The organism is Bradyrhizobium sp. CCBAU 51627, from assembly GCF_028128765.1.
In the GTDB taxonomy this organism is placed as follows: Bacteria; Pseudomonadota; Alphaproteobacteria; order Rhizobiales; family Xanthobacteraceae; genus Bradyrhizobium.
Genome location: NZ_LBJG01000005.1, coordinates 1 through 25649, shown reverse-complemented (window position 1 = coordinate 25649; position 25649 = coordinate 1). Strand labels below are relative to the sequence as shown.

Annotated in this window: 25 protein-coding genes, 1 pseudogene and 1 riboswitch; of the genes and pseudogenes, 9 read left to right on the top strand and 17 right to left on the bottom strand. The window is 66.6% G+C overall.

Annotated features, from left to right (window positions below):
- Nucleotides 1-5 precede the first annotated feature (5 nt).
- The 6 genes from cobF to cbiE are packed head-to-tail and all read right to left on the bottom strand — an operon-like array spanning nucleotide 6 to nucleotide 5115.
- A complete protein-coding gene (gene cobF, locus XH88_RS02290) occupies nucleotides 6-755 on the bottom strand; it encodes a precorrin-6A synthase (deacetylating) (RefSeq protein ID WP_271613801.1) in 750 nt (249 codons plus the stop codon).
- Complete coding sequence (gene cobA / locus XH88_RS02285; RefSeq protein WP_271613800.1) at nucleotides 752-1483, bottom strand: uroporphyrinogen-III C-methyltransferase; 732 nt, start codon at nucleotides 1481-1483, stop codon at nucleotides 752-754. Before cobA ends, cobF begins: the two co-directional genes overlap by 4 nt.
- Nucleotides 1480-2790, bottom strand: coding sequence for a cobyrinate a,c-diamide synthase (locus tag XH88_RS02280; RefSeq protein ID WP_271613799.1), 1311 nt, complete (start codon nucleotides 2788-2790; stop codon nucleotides 1480-1482). The genes cobA and XH88_RS02280 overlap by 4 nt, the downstream gene beginning before the upstream one ends.
- Nucleotides 2790-3572: a precorrin-4 C(11)-methyltransferase gene (gene cobM, locus XH88_RS02275; RefSeq protein ID WP_271613798.1), complete on the bottom strand. Its 783-nt coding sequence runs from the start codon at nucleotides 3570-3572 to the stop codon at nucleotides 2790-2792. Before cobM ends, XH88_RS02280 begins: the two co-directional genes overlap by 1 nt.
- Nucleotides 3569-3937, bottom strand: coding sequence for a cobalamin biosynthesis protein (locus XH88_RS02270; RefSeq protein ID WP_271613797.1), 369 nt, complete (start codon nucleotides 3935-3937; stop codon nucleotides 3569-3571). Before XH88_RS02270 ends, cobM begins: the two co-directional genes overlap by 4 nt.
- Complete coding sequence (cbiE, locus tag XH88_RS02265; protein WP_271613796.1) at nucleotides 3934-5115, bottom strand: precorrin-6y C5,15-methyltransferase (decarboxylating) subunit CbiE; 1182 nt, start codon at nucleotides 5113-5115, stop codon at nucleotides 3934-3936. The genes XH88_RS02270 and cbiE overlap by 4 nt, the downstream gene beginning before the upstream one ends.
- Between cbiE and XH88_RS02260 the strand changes: the two genes are divergently transcribed.
- Complete coding sequence (locus XH88_RS02260; RefSeq protein ID WP_271613795.1) at nucleotides 5114-5860, top strand: cobalt-precorrin-6A reductase; 747 nt, start codon at nucleotides 5114-5116, stop codon at nucleotides 5858-5860. The genes cbiE and XH88_RS02260 overlap by 2 nt on opposite strands.
- Here XH88_RS02260 and cobJ read toward each other — a convergent pair.
- The 7 genes from cobJ to XH88_RS02225 are packed head-to-tail and all read right to left on the bottom strand — an operon-like array spanning nucleotide 5836 to nucleotide 13737.
- The gene (gene cobJ / locus XH88_RS02255) at nucleotides 5836-6570 is read right to left on the bottom strand and encodes a precorrin-3B C(17)-methyltransferase (RefSeq protein ID WP_271613794.1); all 735 of its coding nucleotides are present in this window, start codon (nucleotides 6568-6570) and stop codon (nucleotides 5836-5838) included. The two genes, XH88_RS02260 and cobJ, sit on opposite strands and share 25 nt — an antisense overlap.
- Entirely contained in the window at nucleotides 6567-7298 is a 732-nt protein-coding gene (locus XH88_RS02250; RefSeq protein WP_271613793.1) for a precorrin-2 C(20)-methyltransferase, read from the bottom strand. The genes cobJ and XH88_RS02250 overlap by 4 nt, the downstream gene beginning before the upstream one ends.
- A gap of 2 nt (nucleotides 7299-7300) precedes the next feature.
- Nucleotides 7301-7930: a precorrin-8X methylmutase gene (locus XH88_RS02245; RefSeq protein WP_271613792.1), complete on the bottom strand. Its 630-nt coding sequence runs from the start codon at nucleotides 7928-7930 to the stop codon at nucleotides 7301-7303.
- Complete coding sequence (gene cobG, locus XH88_RS02240; RefSeq protein ID WP_271613791.1) at nucleotides 7930-9090, bottom strand: precorrin-3B synthase; 1161 nt, start codon at nucleotides 9088-9090, stop codon at nucleotides 7930-7932. The genes XH88_RS02245 and cobG overlap by 1 nt, the downstream gene beginning before the upstream one ends.
- A complete protein-coding gene (gene cobN, locus XH88_RS02235) occupies nucleotides 9087-12332 on the bottom strand; it encodes a cobaltochelatase subunit CobN (protein WP_271613790.1) in 3246 nt (1081 codons plus the stop codon). The genes cobG and cobN overlap by 4 nt, the downstream gene beginning before the upstream one ends.
- Nucleotides 12332-13366, bottom strand: a complete 1035-nt coding sequence (cobW, locus tag XH88_RS02230; protein ID WP_271613789.1) for a cobalamin biosynthesis protein CobW — start codon at nucleotides 13364-13366, stop codon at nucleotides 12332-12334. Before cobW ends, cobN begins: the two co-directional genes overlap by 1 nt.
- On the bottom strand, nucleotides 13363-13737 hold the full coding sequence (locus tag XH88_RS02225) for a DUF1636 domain-containing protein (protein WP_271613788.1): 375 nt from the start codon (nucleotides 13735-13737) through the stop codon (nucleotides 13363-13365). Before XH88_RS02225 ends, cobW begins: the two co-directional genes overlap by 4 nt.
- 95 nt (nucleotides 13738-13832) lie before the next feature.
- A riboswitch (cobalamin riboswitch) is annotated at nucleotides 13833-14051 on the bottom strand.
- Between the two features lie 40 nt (nucleotides 14052-14091).
- Here XH88_RS02225 and cobO point away from each other — a divergent pair.
- Nucleotides 14092-14727, top strand: coding sequence for a cob(I)yrinic acid a,c-diamide adenosyltransferase (cobO, locus tag XH88_RS02220; RefSeq protein ID WP_271613787.1), 636 nt, complete (start codon nucleotides 14092-14094; stop codon nucleotides 14725-14727).
- Nucleotides 14728-14732: 5 nt separating this feature from the next.
- A complete protein-coding gene (locus tag XH88_RS02215) occupies nucleotides 14733-16181 on the top strand; it encodes a cobyric acid synthase (RefSeq protein ID WP_271613786.1) in 1449 nt (482 codons plus the stop codon).
- Here the strand turns inward: XH88_RS02215 and cobD are convergent.
- Together cobD and cbiB are read right to left on the bottom strand one after the other, a co-directional pair.
- Nucleotides 16170-17135 carry a threonine-phosphate decarboxylase CobD gene (gene cobD / locus XH88_RS02210; RefSeq protein WP_271614338.1) on the bottom strand — a complete coding sequence of 322 codons (966 nt, stop codon included), beginning with the start codon at nucleotides 17133-17135 and terminating at the stop codon, nucleotides 16170-16172. The genes XH88_RS02215 and cobD overlap by 12 nt on opposite strands.
- 11 nt (nucleotides 17136-17146) lie before the next feature.
- Nucleotides 17147-18088 carry an adenosylcobinamide-phosphate synthase CbiB gene (cbiB, locus tag XH88_RS02205; protein WP_271613785.1) on the bottom strand — a complete coding sequence of 314 codons (942 nt, stop codon included), beginning with the start codon at nucleotides 18086-18088 and terminating at the stop codon, nucleotides 17147-17149.
- Between the two features lie 122 nt (nucleotides 18089-18210).
- Here cbiB and cobU point away from each other — a divergent pair, with 122 nt between their 5' ends.
- The 4 genes from cobU to XH88_RS02185 all read left to right on the top strand — a co-directional run bounded on the left by cobU (nucleotide 18211) and on the right by XH88_RS02185 (nucleotide 21322).
- On the top strand, nucleotides 18211-18714 hold the full coding sequence (cobU, locus tag XH88_RS02200) for a bifunctional adenosylcobinamide kinase/adenosylcobinamide-phosphate guanylyltransferase (protein ID WP_271613784.1): 504 nt from the start codon (nucleotides 18211-18213) through the stop codon (nucleotides 18712-18714).
- Complete coding sequence (gene cobS, locus XH88_RS02195) at nucleotides 18711-19496, top strand: adenosylcobinamide-GDP ribazoletransferase (protein WP_271613783.1); 786 nt, start codon at nucleotides 18711-18713, stop codon at nucleotides 19494-19496. Before cobU ends, cobS begins: the two co-directional genes overlap by 4 nt.
- Nucleotides 19497-19499: 3 nt before the next feature.
- Nucleotides 19500-20132, top strand: coding sequence for a 5,6-dimethylbenzimidazole synthase (gene bluB, locus XH88_RS02190; RefSeq protein ID WP_271613782.1), 633 nt, complete (start codon nucleotides 19500-19502; stop codon nucleotides 20130-20132).
- A 182-nt stretch (nucleotides 20133-20314) separates the two neighbouring features.
- Nucleotides 20315-21322, top strand: coding sequence for an ABC transporter substrate-binding protein (locus XH88_RS02185; RefSeq protein ID WP_271613781.1), 1008 nt, complete (start codon nucleotides 20315-20317; stop codon nucleotides 21320-21322).
- A gap of 105 nt (nucleotides 21323-21427) precedes the next feature.
- Here XH88_RS02185 and XH88_RS02180 read toward each other — a convergent pair whose 3' ends face one another.
- Entirely contained in the window at nucleotides 21428-22324 is an 897-nt protein-coding gene (locus tag XH88_RS02180) for a LysR family transcriptional regulator (protein ID WP_271613780.1), read from the bottom strand.
- A gap of 128 nt (nucleotides 22325-22452) precedes the next feature.
- Here XH88_RS02180 and XH88_RS02175 point away from each other — a divergent pair, with 128 nt between their 5' ends.
- Both XH88_RS02175 and XH88_RS02170 read left to right on the top strand, forming a co-directional pair.
- Nucleotides 22453-23391: a ring-cleaving dioxygenase gene (locus XH88_RS02175; RefSeq protein ID WP_271613779.1), complete on the top strand. Its 939-nt coding sequence runs from the start codon at nucleotides 22453-22455 to the stop codon at nucleotides 23389-23391.
- On the top strand, nucleotides 23388-24008 hold the full coding sequence (locus XH88_RS02170; RefSeq protein WP_271613778.1) for an alpha/beta hydrolase: 621 nt from the start codon (nucleotides 23388-23390) through the stop codon (nucleotides 24006-24008). The genes XH88_RS02175 and XH88_RS02170 overlap by 4 nt, the downstream gene beginning before the upstream one ends.
- Before the next feature lie 80 nt (nucleotides 24009-24088).
- On the opposite strand, the pseudogene XH88_RS02165 reads toward XH88_RS02170, so the two are convergent.
- Nucleotides 24089-25649: pseudogene (locus XH88_RS02165) on the bottom strand (hypothetical protein); the annotation flags it as partial.

Genomic DNA, 25649 nt, shown 5'->3' with positions numbered 1-25649 from the left:
CTCGCTTATGGCCTGCGCTTGAGAATGTAACTGTCCATGATCCAGCCGTGACGCACGCGGGCGGCCTGCCGCGCAGCGACGATACGCGGGCCCACCTCCGCCAGCGCGCCGGACAGGATGACCTGATCTGGCATGCCGAGATAGGCGCCCCACCAGATCTGAATTCTGTCAGGATCGAGCGACTGGAACGCCGTGCCGCCGTCGAGCATCACCACCACGGTGTCGACGCCCTCAGGCCAGCCGCCCTCACGCAGGCGGCGCCCTGTCGTCACAAGGAAAGGCTCCCCGATGTCGTTGAGCGGCAGCGCATGCGCCGCGCACAGTGCCTGGATCGAGGTGATGCCGGGCACGACCTCGATTTTGGGTAACGGATTGAGCCGCCGCACGATGCGCAGCGACGAATCGTAGAGCGAGGGATCGCCCCAGATCAGCAGCGCGACCCTGCCCTCGTCGCCGAGATGGCTTGCGATCGTCCGCGACCAGGCCGCGGCAACGGCGTCGTGCCAATCGTCCACGCCCTTGCGATAATCCGCTTCGCCCGCGTCGCGCACGGGAAGATCGAATTCGGCGATGCGCGTCGTGGCGTTGGTAAGCACATCGGCGCAGATCGTGCGCCTGAGATCGGCGAGATCGGATTTTGCCGTCCCCTTGCGCGGGATCAGGACGAGATCGGCGCCGTTGATGGCTTCGACCGCGGCGCGCGTGAGCTGCTCCGGATCGCCGCAACCGATGCCGATCAGAGAGAGCGTCATCATGACGATCCGCCCTCCGCCAGCGCGCCGAACATGATGACGGCGGCCGTGGATGCGGCACCGCCCCTCGCGAGCTGCGCGGCGAGCTCGGCAATCGTCGTGCGGACCAGCCGCTCATCGGCGCGGCCGAGCGATTCGGCGAACAGCGCCGGAGTGTCCGGTGAAAGGCCGTGCTCGATCAGTCTTGCGACGAGCGCCGGAAAGGTGCGCCGGCCCATATAAACCACCGTCGTCGCATCAGGATCGGCCAGCGCTGCCCAGTTTAGATTTGGCGGCAGCTCGCCCGTCACATCAGCCCCGGTGACAAATTGCACCCGGCGTGAGGTGTGGCGACGCGTCAGCGGGATGCCGGCCTGCGCGGCGGCGACGCAGGCCGAGGTCACGCCGGGAATGATCTCATAGCCGATGCCGGCGTCGCGCAGCGTCTCGAGCTCTTCCTCGAGCCGGCCAAAGATGCCCGCATCGCCCGACTTCAGCCGCACCACGCGCGCGCCCGTCGCAGCGTAATCGACCAGGAGACGGTTGACGTGGTGCTGCTTTGTCGAGGGACGCCCTGCCCGTTTCCCGACCGCGACGAGATTGGCGCCGGGCCGCGCGAGATCGAGGATCGCACCCGAGGCGAGATCGTCATAGAGCACGACATCGGCCTCGCGCAACCGCGCAGCGCCTTTGAGCGTGAGCAGCTCGGGATCGCCGGGGCCGGCGGAGACGAAAGAGACAAAACCGCTCACCGGTCCTCCGCGATCAGGTGGAAGAACGTGCCGGTGGCCTGCCCGCGCCGCGAGCCGGTCTCGGCGATGACCGCGCCGGTCGCGTCTTGCACGACCGCCAGCGGCGTATCGGGCTGGGCAAGGATCGTCGAATAGTGAAACTCGTGGCCGCGCAGGCGCGCGCCGACCTGATGTCCCGGCATGGGTGCAGCCAGCGCGGCCAGACGATAGCCCAGATGCATGCGGCGTTTGGCAAAGCTGGTCTCAAGGCCAAGCAGGCCAGTCATCTCGTGCCTGATACCGTCCGCGTCGGTCAAAGCGGTCCCCAGTACCATATAGCCTCCACATTCACCGTGCACGGGCCTTGTCTCGGCGAAGGCGCACAGGCCGCTGCGGAAGCGCGCATTGGCGGCGATCCTGCCGGCATGAAGCTCCGGATAGCCGCCGGGCAGCCAGCAGACATCGGCGCTCGCATCAGGCGTCTCATCGGCGAGCGGCGAGAATGTCGAGATCTCGGCGCCGGCCACGCGCCAGGCTTCCAGCATATGCGGGTAGACGAACGAAAACGCGGCATCACGGGCGAGCGCGATGCGCTGGCCGGGCGGCGTCACGTTCAGGCCGTTCACCGCCTGTTGCGGCGACCAGCTTGTCGCCGAGCGCAGCACGGCATCGAGATCGACATGCTCGGCAACGAAGTGCGCGGCCTCGTCGATCAGCTTGCCGATCTCGGCCTGCTCCTCGGCCTGCACCAGGCCGAGATGCCGTTTCGGCAGGCTGATCTCGGCATGGCGCGGCAGCGCGCCGAACACCTCAATGCCAGCGTCGTTGAGCGCACGCCGCACGAGATCCTCGTGACGCGGGCTGGCGACGCGGTTGAGCACGACGCCTGCAAGGCGCACGCCAGCGCGATAATCGCGCAGGCCTGCGCCAATCGCCGCGGCCGTCTGCGCCTGCCCGGAGGGATCCATCACCAGAACCACCGGCCAGCCGAGCATTTCCGCAACATCAGCAGTAGCGCCGGTGCCGCAGACACCGCGCGTAGCGACGCCGTCGTACAGGCCCATCGAGCCCTCGGCGAGCGCGACATCGGCGTCCGCGCCACGGCTGACCAGGTGCGCGATCGTGGCGCGATTCATCGCCCAGCTATCGACATTCACGGACGCGCGTCCCGTGGCGGCGGCATGGAAGGCGGGATCGATGTAGTCCGGGCCGCTCTTGAAACACTGTACCTTCAAGCCACGATTGCGCCAGGCGCGCGCAAGCGCCAGCGTCAGCGTGGTCTTGCCGACGCCGGAGGCCGGTGCGGAGATGACGAGGCCTGCCGCCATCACGACACCTCCGGAAAGCGCGGCTCGGCACCAACCGGCCGGTAGCGGCGATCGTAGTCGGCGGCGTAAAGACGGCTCTCGTCGAAATCCGCTGCTCCAAGCGTATTGCCGACCACGATCAGCGCGGTGCGCTCCATCTCGCTGCCCACCATCGCATTGAGAGTGCCGAGCGTCGCGCGAATGATGCGCTGGTCCGGCCAGCTCGCGCGCCAGACGATCGCGACCGGGCAGTCCGCGCCGTAATGCGGCGTCAGCTCGGCGATGACCTTGTCGAGCAGATGGATCGACAAATGGATGGCGAGCACCGCGCCTGTCGCGCCGAAGGCGGCGAGCTTCTCGCCTTCGGGCATCGCACTGGCGCGGCCCGGCGTGCGCGTCAGCACGACTGTTTGCGCAAGTCCGGGCAGTGTCAGCTCAGCTTCCAGAGCAGCAGCTGCAGCCGAAAACGAGGGAACGCCTGGCGTCACCGTGAAGGGAATGCCGAGCGCACGCAGGCGGCGAAGCTGCTCGCCCATCGCCGACCAGATCGAGAGATCGCCGGAATGCAGCCGCGCAACGTCCTTGCCCAGGGCATGCGCGGCGGCAATCTCCGTGATGATCTCATCGAGCGACAGCGGCGCGGTGTTGACGATACGCGCGTCCGGCGGGCAATGGGCCAACACGCCTTCAGGCACCAACGAACCGGCATAGAGACAGACCGGACAGGCGGCGATCAAATCGCGACCTCGCAGGGTCAGCAAGTCGGGAGCGCCGGGCCCGGCACCGATGAAGTGCACCGTCATGGGCCATCTCCTTCGGCGATCGCCGCGGTCGCGGTGCGGTCCTGCGAAATCGCGCGGGTGGCGAGGAGCCGCGCGCGAGCGCCGGCTGCAGCGAGCGCCGCCGCTTCGGCAACGGAGCCGGTGCCGAACTTTTCGACGACGAGCTCCGACCGCGTGGGCGTGTCGATGCGCGCAAGGACATCGGCCGGCACGGCTTTGATCGGCACGCCGCACTCGCGCGCGAGCTGCTTCAATGCCTCTGCATCGGCCTTGTCGCTCACGGTAGCCATTGCTGCGAGGCCATTGGCACCGCCGGCTGCTGCAAGCGCCTCGCGCAGCGAGGCGAGCGTCACGTCCTTTTTGAATCCGAGCCCGGCGACCTTCATCGCACCACACTCCACTGAACCACCGGCCGCGCCGCCTCCCACGAGCGGTAGCGGCCGAGCGGAGCGGCATGCGCAATCTCGACCCGCATCAACTCGCCGCCGTGTTGCTGATGCAACTCGCCGAACAGCGCTTCAGTTTCCAGTGTCACCGAATGTGCGACCAGCCGCGCGCCCGGCGAGAGACGCGACCAGATCGCATCGAACATTGCGCGATCGAGACCACCGCCGATGAAGATGGCATCCGGCGTATCGAGCCCTGCGAGCGCTTCCGGCGCCCGTCCAGTGACCACCGTGATCCGATGCGCCAGCCCGAATGCCGCTGCATTGCTGTGCACGTTCGCGGCGCGATCCTCGCGCGCCTCGATCGCCGTCGCGGCTCCCCCACACAGCGCCCATTCCACCGAGATCGAGCCCGAGCCTGCGCCGATGTCCCATAGCCGCTCGCCAGCACGCGGCGCCAGCGCCGAGAGCGCGAGCGCACGCACCGGCCGCTTGGTGATCTGGCTGTCATGGACGAAGAGATCATCCGCAAGGCCAGAGCTGCGAGGAATGCCTTGGCCTCCCCGCGCCTGCACGGCCAGCGCAACCAGCTTGCCGGCAAAGTCCTCAGCAAAAAGATCGGCGCGGTGCTGACCGATGTGTTCGCGCGGGCCGCCAAGCGCCTCGAGAGTCCACACGAGCGAGGCACCCCATCCGCGTCGTGTCAGCCATTTCGCGAGATCACCGGCAGCCTTGGCGTCGCGCACGAGACAAATGATCCGCGCATCTTGCGCCAGATGGGGGACAAGACGCTCGAACGGCGCGGCATGGAGACCGAGGCAGGCGGTGGCTTCAAGGCGCCAGCCCAGCCGCGCGGCAGCGAGCGAGAAGGTCGATGGCGCCGGATGGGCGATCCACTCGCTCGCCTCGAGTTTTTCGGCGAGGCTCGCACCGGCGCCGTGCCAGAACGGATCGCCGGACGCCAACACCGCCGTCGGCCGGCCTCGGCAGCTCAGCACGATAGTTGCGTCGAACGGCACGGGCCACGCGCGACCACGGCTTCCGACGCCTGCAAGCGCGAGATGGCGTTCGCCGCCGAAGACGGTTTCCGCGTTGGCGAGCGCCTTTCGACTTGCTTCGGACAGCCCGGCAAGGCCATCTTCGCCGATACCGATGATGGTCAGCCAGGGATCAGACATGATGCGCGCCCTCATTCTGGGCGGAACTGCCGATGCGAACCTGCTCGCCGCGGAGATCGCGCGCGCTGGCATCGATGCCGTCTATTCCTATGGCGGTCGCACCCGCGCGCCGGCGGATCAGCCGCTGCCGACGCGCATCGGCGGCTTTGGCGGCGTGAGCGGGCTTGCCGAGACCATCAGGCGCGAAGGCATCACGCATGTGATCGACGCGACGCATCCGTTCGCTGCCGAGATGAGTCGTCACGCGATCGAAGCCTGCGCGGAAACTGGCACGCCGCTGATTGCGCTGGAACGCGCACCCTGGAGCAGGGCGCCCGGTGATACCTGGATCGACGTGGCTGACGTCGACGCAGCGGTCGCCGCGTTGCCCGAAGCGCCGGCAAACGTGTTCCTCGGAATCGGCCGTCAGCACATCGCGCCGTTCGCGAGCAAGCCGCAACACGCCTACACGCTGCGGTTCGTCGACCCTCCTGAAGCGCCCCTGCCCTTCGCGGCCGACGTGATCGTGTCGCGCGGACCCTTCACCCTCGACGGCGAGTTGCAGATGATGCGCGAGCGAGACACCAATTGGATCGTCGCTCGCAATTCCGGCGGCGACGGCGCCCGCGCCAAGATCGATGCCGCGCACCTGCTCGGCCTGCCCGTGATCATGATCTCCCGGCCGCAATTGCCCGAAAGACCGCGCGTGGAGAGCGTCGCTGAGGTGATGCAGTGGCTCGGTCATCGAACCTGCCTCGGTGCATAGACCCAGCGGCCGACGCGGCGCGTCTGCGAATTGCCGACGATCACCAGCGTGCGCATGTCGGCCATCTCGGGCGCGGCCTCGTCCAGCGACACGGTGACGATCTTCTCGTCTGACGCGCTGATCGCGCGCGCGAAGATCACCAGGCGCTCACCGCAGCCGGCCTCCTTCAACACCGCCAGCGCGCGACCAAATCCTTCCGGCCGGCTTGCGGAGCGCGGATTGTACATCGCGATCGAAAAATCAGCTTCGGCCGCGAGCCGCAGGCGTTTCTCGATCACCGCCCACGGCTTGAGATTATCGGACAGGTTGATCGCACAGAAGTCATGGCCCAGCGGCGCGCCGACGCGCGCGGCGGCGGCCAGCATCGCGGTGATACCCGGGAGCACGCGGATCGGCACGTCCTGATATTGCGGTGCCTGTTCGAGCGCCTCGAACACCGCCGAGGCCATTGCAAACACGCCGGGATCACCGGAAGATACGATCACAACCTGCCCGCCTTCGGCGGCAAGGCGCAATGCCTCACGCGCGCGCTGCAACTCCTCGCGGTTGTCGGACGGATGCAGCATCAGTCCCGGCCGCGGCGCGACGCGTGCGACATAGGGCGCATAGCCCAAGATATCGGAGGCAGTGGCGAGCGCAGCGGAAACCTCCGGCGTTACCAGCGCCTCACTGCCCGGGCCGAGGCCCGCGATGGTCAGCGTGCCCGTCATTCGGCTGCGTCCGACAGCCGGCCCCTGCCGTGCACGAGCACGATCGCAAAGTATGGACAGTCGGCTGCGTCGATCTCGCCGAGCTGGACAACACGCTCGCCCGGCATGGTGCCGCGCTCGACCAGCCAGGCATCGTCCAGCCGGCCGGCGGACGCGAGCGCGCGTCGGACTTTTGCAAGATTGCGGCCGGTCTTCATGATCACGAGCGCATCGGAATCGCGCATGCGGCGTTCGAGCTCGGCTTCGGGAAGCGTGCCCATCAGCACCGTCGTCACGTCATCGCCGAGCGCGATCGGCTGGCCGACGCCGTTCCAGCAGCCGACCATGCCGGGAATGCCGGCAATCACCTCGATCTCGACCCGGCCTTGCAGGCGCGTGTGCAGATGCATGAAGGAGCCGTAGAAGTATGGATCGCCCTCGCAGAGCACGACGACGTCGACGGCGCGCGCAAGCCGCGCCAGGCGCTCGGCCCATTCGTCGTAGAAGCCGGCGAGCAGCTGGACGTATTCAGGGCTATCGAAGGCGAGCTCGGTCGTGACCGGATACTCCATGGGATATTCGGTGACGTCGGCCGCCAGCATGCCCTCCACGATGCGCCGCGCCTGGCCGGGACGGCCCGTCTTGCGGAAATAGGCGACATGCCTGGCGCCGCGCACCGTGCGATCGGCGCGTACGCTCATCAGGTCTGGATCGCCGGGGCCGAGACCACAGCAGATGATGCGTCCCATTGCTATTCGCTCCGGCTTGCGAGCGCGTTCACGGCGGCCACCGTGATTGCGGAGCCGCCGAGGCGGCCTTCGACGGTCAGCGCCGGCACCGGCGGATTGGCCATCAAAGCCGCCTTGGATTCAGCCGCGCCGACGAATCCGACCGGGCAGCCGATAATGGCCGCCGGCCGCGGACATTCCTGGTCCTCCAGCATGTTGAGCAGGTGAAACAGCGCGGTCGGCGCATTGCCGATCGCGACGATCGCGCCATCGAGATGCGGGCGCCACAGCTCCAATGCCGCAGCCGATCGCGTGTTGTGCATGGATCGCGCCAGCGCCGGAACGGTCTCGTCGCCGAGTGTGCAGATGACGGCGTTGGCCGCGGGCAATCTCGCGCGCGTAATTCCTTCAGAGACCATGCGCGCGTCGCAGAGAATCGGCGCGCCCTTTTGCAAGGCGGCGCGTGCGGCGGTCGCCATATTGGGCGTGAAGCGGATATGCGCCTCCAGGCCCACCATGCCCGCGGCATGGATCATCCGCACCACGACCTGCTCCTCATCCGGCGTGAAGCGCGCAAGATCAGCCTCGGCGCGGATGATCGCGAAGGATTGCCGGTAGATCGCTGCGCCATCGGTCTCGTATGTGTGCGGCATCAGTGCCCTCCCATCAGCAAGGAGGGATCGCGAACGATATCGTCGCGATCGAGCCCGCGCAGGACAGGTTCGTCCCGCGTCGAGCCGCCGCGCACGAGATCGAACCCGGTAGCCGTCGCGACCAGGGTGATGGCGGCCGCGCCGGAAAGGGCGCAGCCCTTGGCGCAGCCGGAGACGTGAAGCTGCGCAGCCGCGCCGATGTGGTGGGCCAGCTCCGCGGCGAGCCCGCGGGTGTCGGCATGCGCCGCTCGGCAGCGCGGCGCACCGCTACACGCAATGACGCGCAGTGCCGGATCGAAGGCGTCGGTGATCAGGCCGGACGCGGAGGGCATCGTCCGTTTGCCCTCGCTCAAGACCATCCGCCAAGGCGTCATCCGCAGCGCATGCCCGCAACCGGAGAGTTGATTGAGCGTCGCATGCGACAACTGCCCGAAGGCAATGCCGACCATGGCGCCTTGCGGATAGAGACCGGGACGCACGGCGGCCATGATGGGCGCAGGCTCCGTTTCGCCGCGCAGCGCATCAGGCAATTCTCCCCCGGCCGCGAGATGCGTTGCCATCCGCCCTTGTCCATCCCTGACGCCGGAGGCGACGAACCAGCGTGCCACAGCAAGCGCAGTCGTCACAGCTTCGCCGCGCGCGACGCGGCGGCCGAGCCTGGCGCCATCGGCGCGCACGAGGAGATCGCCGGCAGAATCACGCTCGATCCGCACATCGGCGGAATTGCCGGCAAGCACACGCGACTTGCCGTCGTCGATGGCGAAGCCGAATTTCACAGGCAGCCCCAACATGCTGTCCGCCAGCGCCTCTTCGAGCTCGGCGGCGAGCGCCTGGGTCTCGTCGCCGTCGCGCCAGAACGGCGTGACCAGGATGTTGCGCCGGGATTCGGTTCCGGCATCCGGATCGAGCAGGGTCAGTTGCGCAAGACCGTCGAGCAGCAGCCGATGGCTGTTGTCGCTGACGCCCCTGATCTGGAGATTGGCGCGGCTGGTCACGTCAATCAGCCCGTTGCCATGACGTTCGGCGAGATGCGCAAGTCCGGCAGCCTGCGTCGCGTCGAGCCTCCCGCCGAACGGGCGGACGCGGACCACGAGCCCGTCGCCCGATGGCATCGGCCGTAGCGCGCCGGGGCACCAACCCTTGACCGAAGCCGCGCTCATGACGCCTCCTTCAGCGCGGCCGCGATCGAATTCCGCCGCGTTCGCCAGAGCGAGGCCTCATGCAGGCGGGTGAAGCAAGTTTCCATCGCGGCGAGCGCTGTCGGATTTTCCCGGGCCATGAAGGCGCGGACATCATCGTTGCCGAGCGTCGCGTCGTAATAGAGATCGAACAGATGCGGCGGCACGGCGCCAGCGAGATGCGCAAAGGCGGCCATGTGCTCGAGGGTGGCCGTGATCTCGGCCGCGCCACGGAACCCATGGCGCATCATGCCGGCGATCCAGGCCGGATTGGCTGCGCGAACGCGGACGACGCGGGAGATTTCCTCCATCAGCGTGCGCGCATGCGGTGCGTCGGGTCGCGTCGTGTCGAGATGATAGAGCGATGGCCCTGATACGCCGAGATGCGCTGCCGCAGCCGCGACGCCGGCTTCGTGCGCAGCATAGTCGGCGGCGAGCAGCAGATCGGTTTCCGGCAAGTCCTGGGCGTGAACGAATGCATCGGCGGATGCGAGCCGCTGCTCGATGCCGGCGCGATCGGGCTTGATCGCGCCATCGGCAGAGAACGCCCAGGACGAGGCCGACAGCCAGGCTTCGCCGGCGGCCTCGCGCATCTCCGGCGTAAAGGCATCGGGGATCGCCGAGAGGCCGACGCCATATTGCCCGGGCCGCGGCGCGAATACGCGCGAGGCGCGGTGGCGATAGGGATTCTCGTCGCTCTCTTCTTCGCGTGATGCCAGCGCTTCAGTCGCCGCTTCGAACAGTTGTGCGAGGCCTGCGAAGACATCGCGGAACAGGCCGGATACGCGCAGCGTCACGTCGATGCGGGGCCGGCCGAGCTCTGCCGGCGCGATGATGTCGTAGCCGGTGACGCGGCCGGAGGCGTGGTCCCAGTGCGGCGCAAGACCGGCCAGATGCAGCGCCATCGCAAACTCCTCGCCGGCGGTGCGCATGGTAGCGGAGCCCCAGAGATCGACGACGAGGCCCTTCGGCCAGTCGCCATGATCCTGAAGATGGCGGCGCAGCAGCTCTTCCGCGAGTTTTATCCCTTGCGCATGCGCCGACGGCGTCGGCACCGCGCGGGGATCGACGGCAAAGAGATTGCGCCCCGTCGGCAGCACGTCCTGCCTCCCGCGATAGGGCGAGCCCGACGGGCCCGGTGCAACGCGCCGGCCCGCGAGTGCCGCTCGAAGCGCGTCAAGCTCGGCGTCGCCGCAGGCGCCGCGGCCGAACACGTGCAGGCCGTCGCCGAACTGGCTCTCCTTGAGATCGCAGACGAAGCGATCGATGCGCGGAATGGCTTCAGCCGGTGCGGCCGAAGCATCGAGCCCGAGATCGTCTTCCAGGCCTGCTGCCCGCGCTTCGTCGCGGATTGCAGTAATCAGCCGCCGTCGGCGGGCGGGATCGAGACCGTCGGCGGTGGAATATTCGTCGAGCAGACGTTCGAGCCGGCGCATGCCCTCCGGCACCGCAGCTGTTTCCAGCGGCGGCGGCAGATGGCCGATGGTGACGGCCCCTAAGCGTCGCTTGGCCTGCGCGGCTTCGCCGGGATCGTTGACGATGAAGGGATAGATCACGGGGAGATCGCCGATCAGCGCCTCAGGCCAGCAGCTTGAGGATAGCGCCACGGATTTTCCGGGCAGCCATTCCAGCGTGCCATGCGCGCCCATGTGCGCGACGGCATCGATCCCTTGCTTGCGGAGCCAGAGATAGAACGCGACATAAGCGTGGCGTGGCGTGCGGGCGAGATCGTGATAGTCGCCATCGCGCGCGGTCGCTTCGCCGCGCTCGGGCTGGACGGCAATGAACGATCGCCCGCAAGGGATCGCGGCGAAGTGGAAGGCGCCGCCGCGGCAGCTCGGATCATTCTCCGGCGCGCCCCAGGCTTGCGCGAGATCGTCCTGCAGGGATTGCGGAAGGCGCGAGAGTGCCGCGCGGTAGTCAGCGACACGCCACGTCAATGTCTGCGCCAGCAATCTCTCGCCAAGTCCTCGCACGGGCGCGACGTCATAACCGGTCCCTGCGAGATCGGACACCAATGCTTCGACCGAAGCCAACGCATCGAGACCAACGGCGTGTGCGATCTGGTGCGGACGGCCCGGGTAATTCGAGAGCACGATGGCCAGCCGCTTCTCGCCGGCCGGCTTTTCCGAGAGGCGATGCCACGCCGCAACCCGGGCGGCGATGGCCTGTACACGCTCGTCATCCGGCCGATGAGCCAGATGCGAAAATTGCAGATCGGGATCGCGCATCCCGGCCGATTTGAAGCTCACGACGCCGGTGAACAGGCGGCCGTCGACCTCAGGCAGCACCACATGCATCGCGAGGTCGCCGGGCGACAGGCCGCGGAGCGACTCTGCCCAATCCTCACGCCGCGCCGACGAGAGCGCGATCTGGAACACCGGACACGATGCCGCATCGAACGGCGTCGTGCCGTCCTCGCCCGCGGCCGAGAACGCTGTCGCATTGACGATCGCAGCCGGAGGATTTTTGGCAAGATGGGCGCGCAGCCAATCCGCGACGCCCGCGGCCTTCAGCGAGGCCGCGAACACGCCATGTGCGTCAAAGCCCTTCTCGCGCAGTGCTCCGATCAGTGCATCGACGGGACCGGTGTCTGCCGCAGTGAGATAGGAGCGGTAGAACGTCACCAGCGCGCGTGGTCTACCCTCGCCGTCCGGCGCAGCAATGACACCACGCGCCGGATCGTAAAACCCCATCTCCGGCACGGCCATCTCGCCGACGACCGGACCTGCATAGAGGCCCGAGGCCAGCGCAAGCTGCGCGATCGCGGCCTGTGCCGCGATGGGACCGCCGGTATCGCACAGCACCTTGAGCCGGCGCAGCGTCGAGACCGGCAAGGTCGAATAGGCATCCAGCCGCAAATCGTCGCGGCCATCGGCCGGCAGCACGGCCAGCACGATGTTGCGGCCTCTTGCCAGCTGCTGAAGCGCGGCAAGACCGTATGGCCAATAGGACTCGCCGCCGATCAGGCGCACCAGAATGCCGCGCGCCTGCGACAGCGTGCGCTCGATATAGGTGTCGACCGACAGCGGATGATGCAGCTCCGCGAGATTGGCCAGCCGCAGCGACGGCAGGCTGTCGCGACCGCGCCGCCAGCCGGCCGCGAATGCGGCAAGATCGGAATCCGAGAACGAGAGCACCACGAGATCGGCCGGGTCCTGGCCGATGTCTCTTGGCGTCGCGGTCTCCTCCAGACCGCGGCTCTCGCGGAAGACGACGTGCATCAGACCGCCAATCCCGCCCTTATCGCGACCTCGTCGATATCTCCGTGCTCGCCGATCACGACGAGCTTCGACTGCCTGAGACCTGCGCCCCAGGGCTTGTCGAACTGATGGCGCACACGCTCGCCGACCGCCTGCAACAGCAGCCGCATCGGCTTGCCCGCGACCGCGATATAGCCCTTGGCACGCAGCACGTTCTGCTCGCGCGCCAATTTCTGCACCGAGGCGACCAGCGCATCGACGTCGGCAACTTCAGGGAGATCGATCACGACGGAGGCAAAATCGTCATGCTCGTGGTCCTCCTCGCCGTCGTGATGCGAGGGACGCGCGGCGAGATCGTTCTCCGCGGCAGCGCCGAGGCCGAGGATGACGCGCGCATCGATGGCGCCATCCGTGACCGGCAACATCGGCACGCGGCGCGGCATCTCGGCGGTGATCGCCGCCTTGGCGGCTTCGATGCCGGCAGCGCCCGCAAGATCGGCCTTGGTCAGGAGCACGATGTCGGCGCAAGCGATCTGATCCTCAAATACCTCCGACAGCGGCGTCTCGTGATCCAGATTCTCGTCCGCCGCGCGCTGCGCCTCGACCGCTTCCGGATCGGGCGCGAACCGGCCCGCGGCCACGGCCTCGGCGTCGGCCAGCGCGATCACGCCATCGACCGTGATGCGCGAGCGGATCTCGGGCCAGTCGAATGCCTTGAGCAGCGGCTTGGGCAGCGCCAGGCCCGAGGTCTCGATCAGGATGTGATCTGGCCGCACCGGGCGCGCCAGCAATTGCTCCATGGTCGGAATGAAATCGTCGGCGACGGTGCAGCAGATGCAGCCATTGGCGAGCTCGACGATGTTCTCCTCCGGGCAGTTCGCGTCCGCACAGGACTTCAGGATTTCTCCATCGACGCCTTCGCTGCCGAACTCGTTGACGAGCACGGCGAGCTTCTTGCCGCCTGCAGTGCTGAGGAGGTGCTGGATCAGCGTGGTCTTGCCGGAGCCGAGGAAACCCGTGACCACCGTCACCGGGACTTTTGCGAGCGAGTTCATTCGGCGGCCTCCGGCAACACGGGGATGGGGGGAATGCGGGCAAGCGACTGCTTGCGGAAGATTTCAGGCCGGCTGCGCCAGGGCACGATTCCATCGGACGCGGCGGCATAGGCGGCGGCGCCGGCGACAACATCCTGCGCGTTCGCATCCGACAGACGGCCATAGACGTAGGACCAGCGGCCGGGCGCGCTGAGCGCGACCGAGCAGCCTTGGCTGCATGCAGAGAGGCATTCGACGGGAACAACGCTGACGCCGTCGGGCACGCCGGCTTTCAGGATCGCACTGTGGAGGCGCTTGCCGGGCGTCGTCTCGCCTTCTGCCAGCGTCTGGCCGGCGCGGCAGGTGATGCAGACGTGAAGTGTGACGGTCATCGCCTCTTCCAGATTATTCAGCGGGAGGCGAAGAGGCGCACGGACCCTGACTCGCCGGGCCGTTTCCCCGTCGCGGAACACCCCGTCCGCCGGTCCAAAACTCGTCCGCGCTGGCAGGTCTCCCGGCTTGCGGAGCAGGGTCTTGCCCTTCGATCCCCGCCTTCCCGATCCCAAGGGGAACAGTGGCTTCGGGTATCTCTCCGGTCACGGTCGCGGGGGCGGCTGCATTTTGGACCCAAATCTTGCCGATTCGGACCCTATCGCATTCCCTCTTCGCCTGTCATAGGACAGGAACCAACGCGGGGCCACCATTTGCCGGTGGCCGCCTCTTGTCAAGCCGAAGGACTGGGTACGATGACGCCTGAACCGGACACCCAAACGCCCGGCGAAGCCGACGCCAAGCACGCCGCCAAAATGGCGAAGATCAAGGTCGCCCGCGACAAGATCATGGCGACCAAGAGCGGCGAAAAGGGCCTCATCATCGTCCATACCGGCGCCGGCAAGGGCAAATCCTCCTCGGCGTTCGGCATGATCCTGCGCTGCGTCGCTCATGGCCTCCCCTGCGCGGTCGTGCAGTTCATCAAGGGCGCCTGGGATACCGGCGAGCGGCGCCTGCTCACGGGCCATTTCGGCGAGCTCTGCCAGTTCCACGCCATGGGCGAAGGCTTTACCTGGGAAACGCAGGACCGCACCCGCGACATCGCGGCTGCGCGCGCTGGATGGGAGAAGGCCAAGGAGCTGATTCTCGATTCCAATTTGCGCATGGTCGTTCTCGACGAGATCAACATTGCGCTGCGCTACGACTATCTCGACGTCGCCGAGGTCGTCGACTTCCTTAAGACCTCGAAGCCGCCGATGACGCATGTCGTGCTCACGGGCCGCAACGCCAAGGACGAACTGATCGAGATCGCCGATCTCGTCACCGAGATGACGCTGGTCAAGCATCCGTTCCGCTCCGGCATCAAGGCGCAGGCCGGCGTCGAGTTCTGAATTCGATGGCACGCGCGCTGATGATCCAGGGGGCCGGCTCGGACGTGGGCAAGTCGCTCATCGTCGCCGGCCTTGCGCGCGCCTTCACGCGGCGGGGCTTACGCGTGCTCCCGTTCAAGCCGCAGAACATGTCGAACAATGCCGCAGTCACGGTCGATGGCGGCGAGATCGGTCGCGCGCAGGCGCTGCAGGCACTTGCGGCGGGCGTCGAGCCGCACACCGACATGAACCCGGTGCTGCTCAAGCCGGAGACGGATGTCGGGGCTCAGGTGATCGTGCAGGGCAAACGCATCGCGACCGCGCGTGCGCGCGACTATGCGGCGATGAAGCCGTTGTTGATGGACGCCGTGCTGGAAAGTTTTGAGCGGCTGAAGGCGCGCGCTGATCTGGTTCTGGTGGAAGGCGCCGGCAGCCCGGCCGAGGTGAATTTGCGCAAGGCCGACATTGCCAACATGGGATTTGCGCGCAAGGCCCACGTCCCGGTCGTGCTGATCGGCGACATCGACCGCGGCGGTGTCATCGCCCAGCTCGTCGGCATCAAGACGGTGATCGATCCTGACGATGCGGCGATGATCCAGGGCTTTGTCATCAACAAGTTCCGGGGCGATCCCACGCTGTTCGACGACGGTTACAGACTGATCGAACAGAATACCGCGTGGCGCGGCCTTGGCGTGCTGCCCTGGTTTCCCCGCGCCGGCGAGCTGCCGGCCGAGGACGCGCTGGGCCTGAGCGACGCGCGCAAGCCTGGCCAATGCAAGATCGCCTGTCTCGCGCTGTCGCGCATCGCCAATTTCGACGATCTCGATCCGCTCAAGCTCGAGCCTTCAGTCGATCTCGTGATGGTGCGCCCGGGTGAAGCGATTCCGGGCGACGTGCGGCTCGTCATCATCCCCGGCTCGAAATCAACCCGCGGCGATCTCGCGTTCCTGCGCGCGCAAGGCTGGGATATCGATCTGCTGGCCCATCACCGCAGGGGCGGCCATGTGCTCGGTCTCTGCGGCGGCTATCAAATGCTCGGGCGCAGCGTCGCCGACCCCGATGGCATCGAGGGCCCTGCAGGCGACACACCGGGCCTCGGCCTGCTGGATGTCACGACGGTGATGAGCCCCCAGAAGACGCTGACGCGCGTCGCCGCCGTACATGCGGCGACGGAGCAGCCGATCCAGGCTTATGAAATCCACATCGGCCGTACCGATGGGCCCGATCGCGCGCGCCCGTTCGCGAGACTGGCCGGCGAACCGGAAGGTGCGATCTCGCGCGATGGACGCGTGCAGGGCAGTTATCTGCACGGCCTGTTCACCTCGGATGATTTCCGCAACGCGTATCTGGCGAAGCTCGATATCCCCGCGGGCGAGGAGCCCTATCGGGCCAGGGTCGAAAGCGCGCTCGACGCCCTCGCCGATGACATCGAACAGCATCTCGATGTCGACGGCCTGCTGGCGCTAGCGCGCTAGGACCTCGGCGAAACGCTCCCATTCAGTCTCGGCCCCGGGAAGCCCGAGGCGCAACCATGTTGGATGCTCGGCAAAGACACGCGACCAGATGTGGCCGCATGCGAGCTTGTCCTGCACGGCGCGCGCATCGGGCATCTCATAGAGACGAAACAGCGGTGCGCCCCCGACCAGTCGCCAGCCTTGCGACTGGGCGAGGTCATCGAGACGGGCGCAATCTCGCACAAGCCGCGCTGACGTCGCCTTGGCCCACGCCTCGTCCCGCAAGGCGCTGCAGCCGATCGAGATCGCCGCGCCCGACACCGGCCATGGACCCGATGCCGCCGCCAGCTTGGCGATGTCGGCCGCATGACCGATCGCGAAGCCGAGCCGCAGGCCGGCGAGGCCATAAAACTTGCCAAACGAGCGCAGGATCAGCAGCCGCGGCTGGCCCGCTTCCGCCGCGAGCGAGAGCTCGGGCACGGCATCGGCAAAACTCTCGTCGACGACGAGGCGACCGAGGCGCGGCAGCAGCGCGAGCAGGTCCTTCGGGGCATGACGGCGGCCGTCGGGATTGTTGGGATTGACCACGATCGCAAGGTCTGCTCCCACCAGCGCATCGAACTCCCCGACCTCCTCGACCTGCCATCCCGCGGCCGACAGAACGGCCGCATATTCATTGTAGGTCGGAGCGAGGATACGCGCCCTTCCCGGCGGCGCGAGTTGCGGCAGCAACTGAATGGCAGCCTGCGCACCGCCGGTCGCGATAACAGGCGCGGTTGTGCGATAGGCCCGGTGGGCCGCCTGTTGCAGGGCGTCGATCCCGGATGGCGACGGCAGCGCCTGCCAATGATGCGCGGCGATCTCGCCGACGGGATAAGGCAGCCGGTTGATCCCGGTCGACAGATCAATCCAGTCCTCCGCGCGCCCGCCGAAACGCTGCCGGGCCAGATCGAGATTTCCACCGTGCTCGCGCATGCCCTGTTGTTTCACGCGACGGCCAGGATCGCAAGCAGGCCTGCAAACAGCAGCATGGCGCGGCGGTAGATCGCCAATCCCTCGACGATGTCGGCGGGATGCGGATCGCGCGCGCCCTCGTTCAGCCAGGGCTCGTTCGTGATGCTGCCGTGATAGATGCGGGGGCCGCTGAGCCGCACGCGAAGCGCGCCGGCCATGGCGGCTTCCGGCCAGCCGGCATTGGGGGAGCGATGGCGGCGCGCATCGCGCATCATGCACGACAACGCCTCCGATCGGCTTGGCGCCAGCAGCACGAACAGGAATCCGGTCAGCCGCGCCGGAATGAAATTCGCGACATCGTCGATGCGCGCGGCCGCCCAGCCGAAGGCTTCGTGGCGCTCGTTGCGATGGCCGATCATGGAGTCCAGCGTGTTGACCGCCTTGTAACCAAGGATGCCGGGCAGACCGAGCAGCGCGCCCCAGAACACCGGTGCGACGATGCCGTCGGAGGCGTTCTCCGCAAGGCTCTCGATCGCCGCACGCGCGATGCCGGCCTCATCGAGCGCGGCGGGATCGCGGCCGACGATGCGCGACACCGCTGCGCGTGCGCCGGCGATGTCGCCGGCCAGCAGAGGCTTGGCGACGTCAGCGACATGATCATGCAGCGAGCGGAGCGCGACGAGCGGCCACGAAAGGATGCCGACCAGCACGATCTGGATCCAGCCCGCGGGAAGCATGGACTGAAGCACCCAACTGAGCGCAACCGCGAGAGCAATCAGGAGGAGCGCGCCGGCGAGGCCAGCCGCACGGCGCAGCGCCGGCGGGTCGGATTCTCGATTCCAGCCGGCGTCGATCGCGGCGATCAACCGGCCCAGCCAGGTCACGGGATGGCCGATCCGGTCGAACAGCTGGGACGGCCACCCCAACAGGGCATCCACCGCCATCGCCACCACCATCGCGCCCGCAAAGCCCACGCCTGTCTCCTGTGCCCGCTCCTGTTGCGCAAAGCGAGGGCGGAGCGCAAGCCCCCGGCGACCTGATTTCGGCTTTGTCTTTGGCCGCGATTGGTGATTAGTCAGGTCCACAGGAGACCTTCATGGCCGTCATCTTGATCACGGGCGGAGCGCGATCGGGCAAAAGCAAGCGCGCGGAAACGCGCACGCGAGCCTTTCCCGGGCAACCCGTCTATGTCGCGACGGCCGAGGCGCTGGACGCCGAAATGGAGGCGCGCATCGCCAGGCATCGCACGCGGCGCGGAACTGAGTGGATCGAGCGCGAGGTGCCGCTCGATCTTTTGGCTGCGCTGGCCGCAACCGACGGCGGCGGCGCGCGGCTCGTCGATTGCCTGACGCTGTGGCTATCCAATTTGATGCTTGCCGGGCGCGACTGGGAACGCGAGGTGAGCGAGCTTGCCGCTGCCCTGCCCGGCCTCAACGGCCCCGTCGTCTTCGTCACCAACGAAGTTGGACTTGGCATCGTGCCCGACAACGCGCTGGCGCGCAGCTTTCGCGATGCCGCCGGGATCATGAATCAAACCATGGCGGCCGCTGCCGACGAAGTCGAGTTCGTCGTCGCCGGCCTGCCGATGAGACTGAAATGATGCCGCGCGCCGAACTCATCAAAGACATCATCGCCGATCTCAGGATCGCGACGTCCTTCGTCACGATCGTGCCGGTGGCCTCGGCGAAGCCGGCCGGCGATGGCGCGATCGCACGCGCGACCTGGGCACTGCCGGCCGCGGGATTGCTGGTGGGCATTGCCGGCGCGGCATCCTATTCCCTCGCGAGCAAACTGGGACTGGCACCAGGCGTGGCCGCCCTGCTCGCACTCGCCACCACCACCCTCGTCACCGGCGCGCTGCACGAGGACGGGCTTGCCGACACCGCCGACGGGTTCGGCGGCGGGCGGACGCGCGAGCGCAAGCTCGAGATCATGCGCGACAGCCGGATCGGCGCTTACGGCGTCTGCGCGTTGATCCTCTCGTTCGGTCTGCGCTGGAGCGCGCTCGCGGCGATCGGCAGGCCCTCCGCCGTCACACTGGCGTTGATCGCTGCGCATGCCGCGGCGCGCGCGGGCGTGCCGGCTTTCATGTCGCTGGTCGCCCCGGCGCGACCGGACGGACTGTCGGCGAGTGCCGGAGCGCCGCCGGGCCGCAGCGTGGCCGCCTCCTTCGCGCTTGGAACGCTCGCTCTCACGCTGGCACTCGGACCGGGCAAGGCCCTCGCAGGACTGATCCTGCTGTCGCTCGCAGGGCTCGTCCTGGCGCGGCTCGCCATCCGTCAGATCGGCGGACAGACCGGCGACATCCTCGGCGCGTTCGAGCAGGCATGCGAGATCCTGATCCTGCTGGTCGCCGCAAGCTTCGTTCACGCGGGAGGATGAATCATGGTCGCGTTCGACGACATCTTCCGCCGGCAATTGCGCGAGCTGTTCGTGTGGCGCCGCGACGTGCGCCACTTTCGCACCACAGCGCTGCCCGACGGTGCCGTGGAGCGGCTGATCGCGACGGCCTGCCTGTCGCCCTCGGTCGGCCTCAGTCAGCCGTGGCGCTTCGTCATCGTCGACGATGCCGCGCGGCGCCGTGCCGTGATCGACGACTTCAAAGCCTGCAACGCCGACGCACTGAATTGCTATTCCGGCGAGCGCGCCGGCCGCTATGCCGCACTCAAGCTCTCGGGTCTCGAACAGGCACCAGCGCATCTCGCAGTCTTTGCCGACAAGGCCAGCGACATCGGCCACGGTCTCGGCCGCACCACCATGCCGGAGACAACAGAATATTCCGTGGTCGCGGCGATCACCGCGATGTGGCTCGCCGCGCGCGCCGAGGGCATCGGCCTCGGTTGGGTCTCGATCCTCAATCCGGAGCGCATCCACGAGGTGCTCGACGTGCCCACCTCCTGGAAGTTCATCGCCTATCTCTGCATCGGCTATCCCGAGGCGGAATGCGACCAGCCCGAGCTGGAGAAGGAGAAATGGGAACATCGGCGGAGTGCGCAGGAGTTCACGCTAAAGCGATAATGAGAACACCGCCGACTAACTCGGCGGCTGCCGCTGGACAACCTGCTGCCATTCCTGGTTTCGTCTTCAAAGCTAGGGCAATTCTATTGTATTCTGCTGAGCCGCGATCTTCAGCAGGCGCCCTCCGTCCTGCCGCCACATGTTACGTTGCGGGGCGCGCCAACCGATGACAGGCATACTGCATGACGTTGGGTATTGACCGTCGCCATCTGCTCGCTGGATTGCTCGCCGCGCCGGTGGCAAGCAGGCTGCGAGCGGCTGAGGCAGATAAGCGATATCGCGTAGCCGTCGTCGCGACGAACTCGCCAGTCTCGGAAATCTCGGAAACTTCGACGATCCCCGCCTTCCCGGCATTCCTGACAGGGCTCCGCCGCCTCGGTTACGTGGAAGGCAAAAATCTAACTGTCCTGCGCTTTTCGGCAGCGGGCAATCCAGATCGCTACGAGACCGTGATCAGCCAAGCTGTCGCCGAAGCGCCCGACTTGATATTGTCTCCAGGCCTTCGCTTCGCACTTGGCTTCAAGACAGCAACGAAGACAATACCCATTATCGCTGTCGTCAGCGATCCACTCACCTCGGGTGTGGTGTCGAATGTCGCCCGGCCGGGCGGCAACATCACCGGCATTAGTCTGGATGCTGGTCTCGAAATTTGGGGCAAGAGGATCGCTTTCCTGCGGGAGATTGCGCCGACCGCATCGCGCGTTGCAGTCGTCGCGACAGAAGCCTTATGGCAGGGCTCGGTGGGCGAGGCCATCAGGGAAGGGCTCCGCCAGAATTCAATGACACATGTTGGCTCCCTGTTGCGCGGACCTTTCGAGCCGTCCGAGTACGAAGCAGTATTTGGAACCTTCGAGCAAGCACAAGCCATCCTGGTGGACAGCAGTCCAGAAAACTTTGTCCAACGAAAATTGATCGTTGATCTGATCGCAAAGCGTCGGTCGCCAGCCATTTACGGCTTTCGCGATTTTGTCGACGTGGGTGGTCTGATGTCCTATGGAGTCGATTTTGCGGAGCTCTATCGACACGCGGCAGACTACGCCAACCTCATTCTAAACGGCACGCCCGCCGGAGACATTCCGATATTTCAGGGAACGAAATTCCACCTCGTCGTCAATCTGAGGACGGCGAAGGCGTCAGGAGTCACTTTGCCGGCGACCATCTTGGCTCAAGCGGATGACGTAGTCGAATGACAGTTCGTAGGATGGGTTGAGCCATTGCGAAACCCATCATACCTCGTCACAGGCGGAGGGATTGATGGGTTTCGCTGGCGCTCTACCCATCCTGCGAGCTGGCCCTTAGCCCTCCTCCTCCCGCCCAAACCGATCGACCAGAAAATCGATGAACAGCCGCACCTTCACCGATAGATGCCGCGTCGGCGGATAGACCGCGTAGAGCGCGAGCGGCGGGGCGGAATAGTCTTCCAGCACGGTCCGCAGCTCGCCTTTGCGCAGGGCATCCGCGGCGATGAAGTCGGGCAGCAGCGCGAGTCCCCTGCCCTTGATTGCGGCATCGCGCAGCACCTCGGCGTTGTTGACGCATAGCGACCAGGCCGGCTGGATCCAGTGATCGCCATCGCGGCCGGTCAGCTTCCACTGATTGCCCGTCAACAGGAAGCCGTAGGTCAACGACGCGTGCTCGCGTAAATCCTGCGGATGACCAGGCGTACCGTGATGCGCGAGATAATCGGGCGAGGCGCAGATCATGCGTTTCACCGGCATGATTTTCCGCGCGATCAAACTCGAAGATTCCAGATCTGCGATCCGCAAGGTTACGTCAAAGCCGTCCTGGACGGGATCGAGCAGATCGTCGCTGAGCACGATCTGGAGCTGAAGCTCCGGGTACGCTGCCATGAAGTCCGCGAGCACAGGCCCGAGCCGCATCGTGCCGAACGACATCGGCGCGTTGACGCGCAACAGGCCGCGTGGCGCCGACTGGGCCTGCGTCACCGCCTGATCCGCTGCTTCGATCTCCGAGAGGATGACAACCGCCCGCTCGAAATAGCGCTGGCCATTCTCGGTCGGACTGGCGTGGCGGGTGGTGCGGTTCAGGAGCTGGACGCCGAGGCTCTCCTCGAGGTCGGCGATGTACTTGCTGATCGCCGAGCGCGACAGCCGCAGCTGGCGGCCGGCTTCGGCAAAACTGCCGCTTCCGACCACTTTGACGAACGCCCGGAGGCTGGCGACCTTATCCAAGCGACCGCACCGATGATTGTTTCCAAATCGTAGACATAGCCGTCATATTTGCATGGATTGTCTCCAATCCAAAGCAGAACAATATTTCCGCCCAGAGCAAGACCGCTCCCGATTTCAGGAGGACGACAATGTCTGGACTGCACCATGTCACCGCGATTGCCGGCGATCCCATCCGCAATTTCGGCTTCTACACCCGGGACCTTGGCCTGCGCTTCGTCAAGAAGACGGTCAATTTCGACGATCCCGGCACCTATCATTTCTATTATGGCGACGAGACCGGGCGCCCCGGCACCATCCTGACTTTCTTTCCCTGGGCCGGCGTGTCGCCCGGCCGCCGCGGCGTCGGCGAGACCCATCAGACCGCCTTTCGCGTGCCGCAGCGTTCGCTCGGCTACTGGACCCAGCGCTTCACCGAGAAGGGCATTGCTTACGAGGCGCTTGAAAAGCGCTTCGGCGAATCCGTGCTGCCGTTCACCGATCCTGACGGCATGGCGCTCGCGCTCGTCGGCGTCCCCGGCGCCGAGAACGAGCCGGGCTGGAGCAATGGCGACGTGCCGGCCGAGCACGCGATCCGCGGCTTCCATGGCGTGACCCTGTTGCTCGACAGCGCGGCCAAGACGGCCGCCATCCTCACCGACGTGCTCGGCTTCAAGGAGACGGGACGCGAAGGCTCGGTGATCCGCTTCAAGGCATCAGGCGATGCCGAAGGCAGCGTCGTCGATATCTACGAGGCCAAGGGCTTTCTGCGGGGACATCAGGGCGGCGGCTCTGTGCACCACATCGCCTTCCGCGCGGCCGACGACGCCGAGCAGGGCAAGATGGCCGAGAAGCTCGTGAGCAATCACGGCCTGCATCCGACCGAGCAGCGGGATCGCAACTACTTCCGCTCGATCTATTTCCGCGAGCCCGGCGGTGTGCTGTTCGAGATCGCGACCGATATCCCCGGCTTTGCCGTGGACGAACCCGTCGCAACGCTCGGACGTGACCTGAAGCTGCCTGCTTTCCTCGAACAGCATCGCAAGCAGATCGAAGGCGTGCTGCCGAGCCTGGAAGCGACCGCGTCATGACCGAGTTCATCCATCGCTTCGAGCCCGCGACCAGCGCGGGCTCCCCTCCGCTCCTGCTGCTGCACGGCACCGGCGGTGACGAGAACGATCTGCTCGGGCTCGGCAAGATGATCTCGCCGGGCTCCGCCCTGCTCTCGCCGCGCGGCCGCGTGCTCGAGCACGGCATGCCGCGCTTCTTCCGTCGCCTTGCGGAAGGGGTATTCGACGAGGACGACGTCCGTCGGCGTGCGCTCGAGCTGGGCGATTTCGTCGCGGAGGCGCGCAAGCGTTACGGCATCGCCGCGCCTGTCGCGGTCGGCTTCTCCAACGGCGCCAACATCGCGGCCGCGCTGTTGCTGCTGAGGCCCGACATGCTCGCCGGTGCGGTGCTGCTGCGCGCGATGGTGCCGCTGTCGGATCCACCCAAGGCGGAGCTTGGCGGCAAGCCGGTGCTGCTGCTGTCCGGGCAAAGCGACCCGATCGTGCCGGCTGGCGATTCGGCCAGGCTCGCGGGGCTATTGTCGGAAGCAGGTGCGCGAGTGGATCACAAGGTCCTGCCGGCAGGCCATCAATTGTCGCAAGCCGACGTAACGCTCGCCCGCAACTGGATCGGCAACGCCAGTGCGAAAGCGGCATGATCAAACCAGGGCGCATCGTTCCCGAACGGTGCGCCGCTTCGTATCTGCAAGGCAGCGTATCAGGAGCGGACCTGTCGGCCTCAGGCGTGCTGCGGGTGTGCAAGCATGGCGACCGGGTCGGGATGCAACTGGATCTGGGTGCCTCCCTGACCATCGCCGTACGTCACGAAGCTGCTGGCAACATACTGGCCGAGCAAGGAGATCTCGGCCGCGTGGGTGCCATCGCTGAGGCTCAAGGTGCCTCCCGTATTCGCCGCGTTGGCGGTGTAGCCGAGCTTTGTGCTGCAGCCGAAGCTGATGTCCCTGAGATCGAGCGTGTCGGTCCCGGCCATGCCGGCCACGGTGCCGCTGAAATCGGCGGCATCGTCGAGCTGCAGCGTGCCACTCGAGCCTGCAAAGATCGCATGACCGGCATAGGCGTGGGCGAGCTCGAGCGTGGCGCCCTCGTCGATCGTGATGGGATCGACCACCGTGAACTGCTGCCAGCCGGTGGTGGTGCCGTTGTTGAGCAGAAGCTGCGCCCACAGCGTGTCAGTGTTGCCGGTGGTGCCTTCGTTGAACACCACGTTGGCGACATTGGCCGGTGACACGTCGATCTCATGGCCGCCGGTCTGGGCCGACCCGTTGACCACGAACTGTCCGGTCGCCGCAGTGCCGAACGAATCCCACAGCTCCAGCATCCGGTAGCCGGCATTGCCGGGATCGGCGATCGTCACCAGGCTGGAGAGCGCGATGGTCTGGCCGGGAGTTGCTGTCCCAAAGTTGTGCACGGCCAGTGTCGGGTTCGGTACCGTCACTGTGAACGGCTGCCAGCCGCTGGCCGCACCATTGTCCTGGATCAGCTGGGCCCACATCGTGTCGGTCCCGGCCGAGGTGCCGGCAGCGTAGACCACGTTGGCACCCGACGGGACATTGATGGTATGGCCACCGGTCTGAGCCACGCCGTTGATCAAAAACTCCCCGCCCGCCGGCGTGCCGTCGGAGTCCCACAATTGTAGCTTCTGGTACCCGGCGTTGCCGGGGTCGGCAATACTCATGAGGCTCGACAGGCCGATCGTCTGGCCAGCGGTGGCGTTGCCGATGCTGGCGACGCTCAGCGTGGGTGTCGGCACGGCAACCGAGAACTGCTGCCAGCCGGTCACGCTCCCGTCGTTCCGCACCAGCTGCGCCCACAGCGTGTCGGTGCCGCCGGACGACCCAGCGAGGAATACGGCGGTGGACACGTTTGCCGGGCTGACGTCGATCTCGTGGCCTCCGGTCTGGACTACGCCGTTGATCTTGAACTGCCCGCCGGATGCCGTGCCGTTACTGTCCCACAGCTCCAGCTTCTGATAGCCGGCGCTGCCGAGATCGGCGATCGTCACCAGGTTCGACAGGTTGATGATCTGGCCCGCCATCGCGCTGCCCACGCTCGATACGCTCAGGGTCGGTACCGGCACGCTGATCGTGAACTGCTGCCAGCCGGTCACGCTTCCGTCGTTCTGCAACAGCTGCGCCCACAGCGTGTCGGTGCCGCCGGCCGTGCCTACATCAAACACCGTGGTTCCAACGTTGGCCGGCGTGACGTCGATCTCATGGCCGCCGGTCTGGGGCGCACCGTTGACCACGAACTGACCGCTCGCTGCCGTGCCGTTACTGTCC

Bases quoted from the DNA above. Each gene is read 5' to 3' on its own strand.
- XH88_RS02260 (WP_271613795.1), top strand. From the start codon at position 5,114: ATGATGCGCGCCCTCATTCTGGGCGGAACTGCCGATGCGAACCTGCTC.
- cobS (WP_271613783.1), top strand. From the start codon at position 18,711: ATGATGCCGCGCGCCGAACTCATCAAAGACATCATCGCCGATCTCAGG.
- XH88_RS02185 (WP_271613781.1), top strand. From the start codon at position 20,315: ATGACGTTGGGTATTGACCGTCGCCATCTGCTCGCTGGATTGCTCGCC.
- XH88_RS02270 (WP_271613797.1), bottom strand. From the start codon at position 3,937: ATGAAGGTCGCCGGGCTCGGATTCAAAAAGGACGTGACGCTCGCCTCG.
- cobM (WP_271613798.1), bottom strand. From the start codon at position 3,572: ATGACGGTGCACTTCATCGGTGCCGGGCCCGGCGCTCCCGACTTGCTG.
- cobG (WP_271613791.1), bottom strand. From the start codon at position 9,090: ATGAGCGCGGCTTCGGTCAAGGGTTGGTGCCCCGGCGCGCTACGGCCG.
- cobU (WP_271613784.1), top strand. From the start codon at position 18,211: ATGGCCGTCATCTTGATCACGGGCGGAGCGCGATCGGGCAAAAGCAAG.
- cobJ (WP_271613794.1), bottom strand. From the start codon at position 6,570: ATGACGGGCACGCTGACCATCGCGGGCCTCGGCCCGGGCAGTGAGGCG.
- cbiE (WP_271613796.1), bottom strand. From the start codon at position 5,115: ATGTCTGATCCCTGGCTGACCATCATCGGTATCGGCGAAGATGGCCTT.
- XH88_RS02215 (WP_271613786.1), top strand. From the start codon at position 14,733: ATGGCACGCGCGCTGATGATCCAGGGGGCCGGCTCGGACGTGGGCAAG.
- cobN (WP_271613790.1), bottom strand. From the start codon at position 12,332: ATGCACGTCGTCTTCCGCGAGAGCCGCGGTCTGGAGGAGACCGCGACG.
- XH88_RS02245 (WP_271613792.1), bottom strand. From the start codon at position 7,930: ATGCCGCACACATACGAGACCGATGGCGCAGCGATCTACCGGCAATCC.
- XH88_RS02250 (WP_271613793.1), bottom strand. From the start codon at position 7,298: ATGGGACGCATCATCTGCTGTGGTCTCGGCCCCGGCGATCCAGACCTG.
- XH88_RS02280 (WP_271613799.1), bottom strand. From the start codon at position 2,790: ATGGCGGCAGGCCTCGTCATCTCCGCACCGGCCTCCGGCGTCGGCAAG.
- cobD (WP_271614338.1), bottom strand. From the start codon at position 17,135: ATGCGCGAGCACGGTGGAAATCTCGATCTGGCCCGGCAGCGTTTCGGC.
- XH88_RS02175 (WP_271613779.1), top strand. From the start codon at position 22,453: ATGTCTGGACTGCACCATGTCACCGCGATTGCCGGCGATCCCATCCGC.
- cobF (WP_271613801.1), bottom strand. From the start codon at position 755: ATGATGACGCTCTCTCTGATCGGCATCGGTTGCGGCGATCCGGAGCAG.
- bluB (WP_271613782.1), top strand. From the start codon at position 19,500: ATGGTCGCGTTCGACGACATCTTCCGCCGGCAATTGCGCGAGCTGTTC.
- cobO (WP_271613787.1), top strand. From the start codon at position 14,092: ATGACGCCTGAACCGGACACCCAAACGCCCGGCGAAGCCGACGCCAAG.
- XH88_RS02170 (WP_271613778.1), top strand. From the start codon at position 23,388: ATGACCGAGTTCATCCATCGCTTCGAGCCCGCGACCAGCGCGGGCTCC.
- cobW (WP_271613789.1), bottom strand. From the start codon at position 13,366: ATGAACTCGCTCGCAAAAGTCCCGGTGACGGTGGTCACGGGTTTCCTC.
- XH88_RS02225 (WP_271613788.1), bottom strand. From the start codon at position 13,737: ATGACCGTCACACTTCACGTCTGCATCACCTGCCGCGCCGGCCAGACG.